Source organism: Blastomonas sp., assembly GCF_041747255.1.
GTDB lineage: Bacteria > Pseudomonadota > Alphaproteobacteria > Sphingomonadales > Sphingomonadaceae > Blastomonas.
This window is the reverse complement of sequence record NZ_JBGTFM010000357.1, coordinates 1-4060: the sequence shown is the minus strand read 5'-3', so window position 1 is coordinate 4060 and position 4060 is coordinate 1. Positions and strand designations below refer to the sequence as shown.

Annotated in this window: 4 protein-coding genes; 3 read left to right on the top strand and 1 reads right to left on the bottom strand. The window is 59.7% G+C overall.

What is annotated here, in order from left to right:
- Positions 1 to 94 precede the first annotated feature (94 nt).
- From ACEW8G_RS12190 to ACEW8G_RS12180, 3 genes are all read left to right on the top strand, one after another.
- Positions 95 to 541: a DUF1801 domain-containing protein gene (locus tag ACEW8G_RS12190; protein ID WP_373488687.1), complete on the top strand. Its 447-nt coding sequence runs from the start codon at positions 95 to 97 to the stop codon at positions 539 to 541.
- A gap of 80 nt (positions 542 to 621) precedes the next feature.
- Entirely contained in the window at positions 622 to 1335 is a 714-nt protein-coding gene (gene bdcA / locus ACEW8G_RS12185; protein WP_373488686.1) for an SDR family oxidoreductase, read from the top strand.
- Between the two features lie 30 nt (positions 1336 to 1365).
- Positions 1366 to 1644 carry a ribbon-helix-helix domain-containing protein gene (locus ACEW8G_RS12180; RefSeq protein ID WP_373488685.1) on the top strand — a complete coding sequence of 93 codons (279 nt, stop codon included), beginning with the start codon at positions 1366 to 1368 and terminating at the stop codon, positions 1642 to 1644.
- A 75-nt stretch (positions 1645 to 1719) separates the two neighbouring features.
- Here the strand turns inward: ACEW8G_RS12180 and ACEW8G_RS12175 are convergent.
- The coding region (locus ACEW8G_RS12175; RefSeq protein WP_373488684.1) for a TonB-dependent receptor domain-containing protein at positions 1720 to 4060 on the bottom strand (2341 nt) is incomplete at its 5' end.

Here is a 4060-nt window from a genome sequence, read left to right as displayed (position 1 = left end):
CAAGTGTGTTGACGCGCGGACCGGTGCACGGCACCGGTTGGCTACTCCCCATCTGACGTGCTAGCCTTTACGCCTTGATCATGGGGGATGCAAGATGGCGGATGCGGGCAACAAGACGGTGGCAACCAAAGCCGATGTTAATGCTTTTATCGCAGGGCTTGAGCCGGAGCAGCGGCGTGAGGAGGCGCTGCTGCTGCTGGCACTATATGAGCGCGTGACAGGTGAACCGGCAAAAATGTGGGGGCCTAGCATCATCGGCTTTGGCGAATACAATTATACCTATGAAAGCGGACGCAGCGGCAGTTGGTGCCGATCGGGATTCTCTCCCCGCAAGGGCAAGCACAGCATTTACCTGATGTGCGGCTATAGCGACGAAACAGCAGCTGCTCACCAAAGCGCACTTCTCGAACAACTGGGCAAGCACAAGCTGGAGAAATCCTGCCTCTACGTAAACCGGCTCGACCAGATTGACATGGACGTGCTGACGGAAATCATCGCGAACAATATTGCCGAGATGAATCGGCTGTATCCGCCTGCCTGACACCCAGGTTGTGGCTGATACACAGCTGTCATATTCTGCAGATAGTCTCCATCAGTTTTGGAGAATCCTGGAGGGTGATGATGGGCGTATTGAAGGGTAGAAAGATTTTGGTGATGGGCGGCAGCCGGGGCATTGGCGCGGCGATTGTCCGCAGGCTAGCGGCAGATGGCGGCAGGGTCACGTTCACCTATGCCGGGTCAAAGGACGCCGCAGATGCCCTGGCCAGCGAAACCGGATCGACCGCGTTGCAGGCAGACAGCGTCAGCCGCGACGCTGTGATCGCAGCCGTGCGCGCGGTCAGTCCTGTCGACATCCTCGTCATCAGCGCAGGGGTGTTCGTCTATGCCGATATCCGCGAAGGGGAGGCAGACGTGATCGACCGGATGATCGATCTTAATGTTCGCGCACCTTATCATGCGTCGGCCGAGGCGGCCAAGACGATGCCCGATGGCGGTCGGATCATCATCATCGGGTCGGTGAACGCCGATGCTGTGCCGGTCACTGGAGCTTCGGGCTATGCGATGACCAAGGCGGCGATGCAGGGGCTGGCCCGCGGCATGGCGCGCGATCTGGGACCCAAGGGCATTACTGTGAATGTCGTGCAGCCGGGTCCGGTAGCAACCGATATGAATCCGGAACACGGCGATTTTGCCGACGCACTGCGCAGCTTCATGGCGATTCCGCGCTATGCCCGGCCAGAAGAGATCGCCGGCATGGTTGCCTATCTCGCCGGGCCGGAAGCAGGCATCGTCACCGGCGCCATGCACACCATTGATGGTGGATTTGCCTGTTGATCGACGCCACCACGCAGGGCCGCGTCTCGCATGGATGATCCGCTGCGCCAGATTGACGACAGCGCCCTGTATCGCGGCCCGGTCAAGCGCAGTATCGGCATTGCCGGGCACCTGACCTCGGTCAGCCTTGAGCCATTGTTCTGGGACCTGCTGCGGGCGGCGGCAGAGGGGCGCGAGTTGCCGCTTAACGCGCTGGTGGCACAGATTGATGCCGCGCGAATCGCGAGCGACGATCCGCCCAATCTGGCAAGCGCGATCCGGCTGTGGCTGGTGCGCGATCTTGTCACCACGCCAAGCCCACAAAAGTAGCGACCGCTCAAAAAAGAAAGGGCGCGGCAGGCAAAGCCACCGCGCCCTTGTCTTCAGGCGGTTATGCCAGCGCGATCAGAAGACGATGCGCGCACCGAAGCGGATCGACCACAGCGAACCGTTGAGGTTTACGGCCTCGTTCGGCGCCTGGAAGGTCGTGCCCGACCGGTTGGCATATTGATACTGCGAGCAAGCCGCGTTGGCGCAAGTCACGTTCACAAGCGTGCCCAGATACGGGAAGCCAACCTGACGGATAGTGCCCCAATCCGAGTCGATCAGGTTGAGCACGTTTTCCATATCCATCGACAACTCGATCTTGCCGCCAAACACGAACGGCACTTCCTGACGGACCGCCAGGTCGAGCTTGTTGTAACGCGGGCTTTTGCCGATGTTCTTCGGCGCGATCTGGCCCTGAAACTTGTTCAGCTCCGAATTCTGAACAAAGCTCTGGAACCCGGCAAAGTCGAAGCCCGGCGCATAGCTTACCAGCGGATCTGCAGTTGGCGAGGCGACGTTCGGCACATACAAGCTGTAGCGCGTGTTGTTACCGGTCACACCGAACACGTTCGAACGGTTGTTCCCAGAAGCCTGATCAGCAAAGGTATAGCTGAACCGCTGGCCAGACAGGCTGTTAAAGAACAGTTCGAAGCGGGTGGTGTTGTCCCCGAACAGCTGTGCATCATAACCAGCTGTGATGCGGAAGGCATTATCGCGCTGGTAGTTTGATGTGCCGAATGCCGCAAAATTGGGGTCGATCACTGCCGTGTTGGTGTAGTTCGAGAACGCCACCGACGAGGTGCCGGGGTTGGTGTCCTTGGCACGCTGGTAGGTATAGGCACCCGCGAGGCGGAAGCCGTTGTCCCAACGCTTGTCGAACCGGCCGACGATATTCCAGCTGTGACCACGGCCATCGTTGGTCAACAGGATGTCGGTGTTGGTGGTAGCGCCCTGGCCAGGCAGGATGCTGTAGCGTGGACGACCGTCGGGCAGGGTGCCGGTTGCCACCGAGCGCAGATCGGTCCAGGTCAGTCCGTCATTCACCTTCGACCAGATAACATCGGCACCAAAGTTCCAGTCGTCACCCAGGAAGCCGAGGTTCGCGATATAGTCAAAGCTGCCCGAAACGCGCCACTGCGAAGGAACTTTGAAGTTCGGGTCGAGTGCGTTGGTCGGCGATGCGGCGGTACCGGTGGTGCGGACCGCTGCGATCAACTCGGCTGGAATGCCCGGCCCGCCCGATACATTGTTGAGCGTTGCGGCACCGATGGCATTCTGCTGGGCTGCTGACAGACCGCTCAGACCGCTGATCGTGAAGGTGTCGGCTGCACCGCCAACACCCGGCACGCGGCGCACCTGAACACGGCCCAGCGTCGGACCCGGGTTCGAATAGCTGTTCGAAATCCACACATTCGGGCTGCCGCCGCCGAACAGACCCGCCGAACCGCGCACCGTCAGGCGATCGGTCGGCTTCCAGTTCATGCCAAAGCGCGGCTGGAACAGCTGACGGCCGTTCAAGGTCTGGGCATTGGTGAAGCCAAAGCGGTTGAAGAAGGCATCATTGACGAACGGACGATCGGGCGTGTCAAACAGGTCCCAGCGGAAACCGGCGGTGACCACAAGGGTATCGGTCACATCCACTGTATCCTGGATACCGAAGGTCCAGCTGTTGTTTTCAAATTCTGCCGTAACGGTGTCGATGCCACCGCGAAGCGGAACGGCAATATCGAGTTCGTTGGCACGGCGACCCTGCAGATCAGCAACCGAATCGAAATACCATGCCCCCGAAACGCGCTGGGCAAACAGGTTGCGAATGTCCTGCATGCGACGTTCAGCAATCAGCTTCACCGTGTGGTTGTTAAGCTGCAGCGTAGCCTGGAACTCGATGTTAAGCGACTGCGAGTCCAGTTCGTTGGCTTGCCGGCTGATATCCGGGCCGAAGGTCAACTGGCGCGTGCCTGCCGGGCAGGTTAAAGCAGGGAGCGTCGATGCCGGAGCAAGGCAGGTGCGGAATTCGCCAAATTCACGCGCACCGAAGGGCACCTGCAGGCGAACATAATCTGAATAGGAAATACGCAGCTGGGTCGAGAAGCTGTCGGTCCACTGGTCGTTCAGCTGGAATACGCCGAAGTGGTTCTCCGCACCCTGAGTGTAGTTGTTGGACTGCAGCGAGAAATTGGGGTTGGTCGCGTTCAGCGCGCCAATGCCCGTCTGGCCAGCGAGAATGTTGCCCTTGTTATAGATATAGGTGAACGCGGCACGGTGACCGTCGGCGATGTTCCAGTCGATCTTGGCAACAACCTTGTCGTCCTTTTCAACCACCCCGTCGGCAGCGCCGAGCGTGTCGAAATTGTAGACGCTCTGGCCGATACCCTGGATTTGCGAGATTTGTGCATCGGTGATGCCCAGCGCAGCCGGC

What these genes read in the sequence shown, in the direction of transcription:
- ACEW8G_RS12190 (WP_373488687.1), top strand. Translation starts at nt 95, where the DNA reads ATGGCGGATGCGGGCAACAAGACGGTGGCAACCAAAGCCGATGTTAAT.
- bdcA (WP_373488686.1), top strand. Translation starts at nt 622, where the DNA reads ATGGGCGTATTGAAGGGTAGAAAGATTTTGGTGATGGGCGGCAGCCGG.
- ACEW8G_RS12180 (WP_373488685.1), top strand. Translation starts at nt 1,366, where the DNA reads ATGGATGATCCGCTGCGCCAGATTGACGACAGCGCCCTGTATCGCGGC.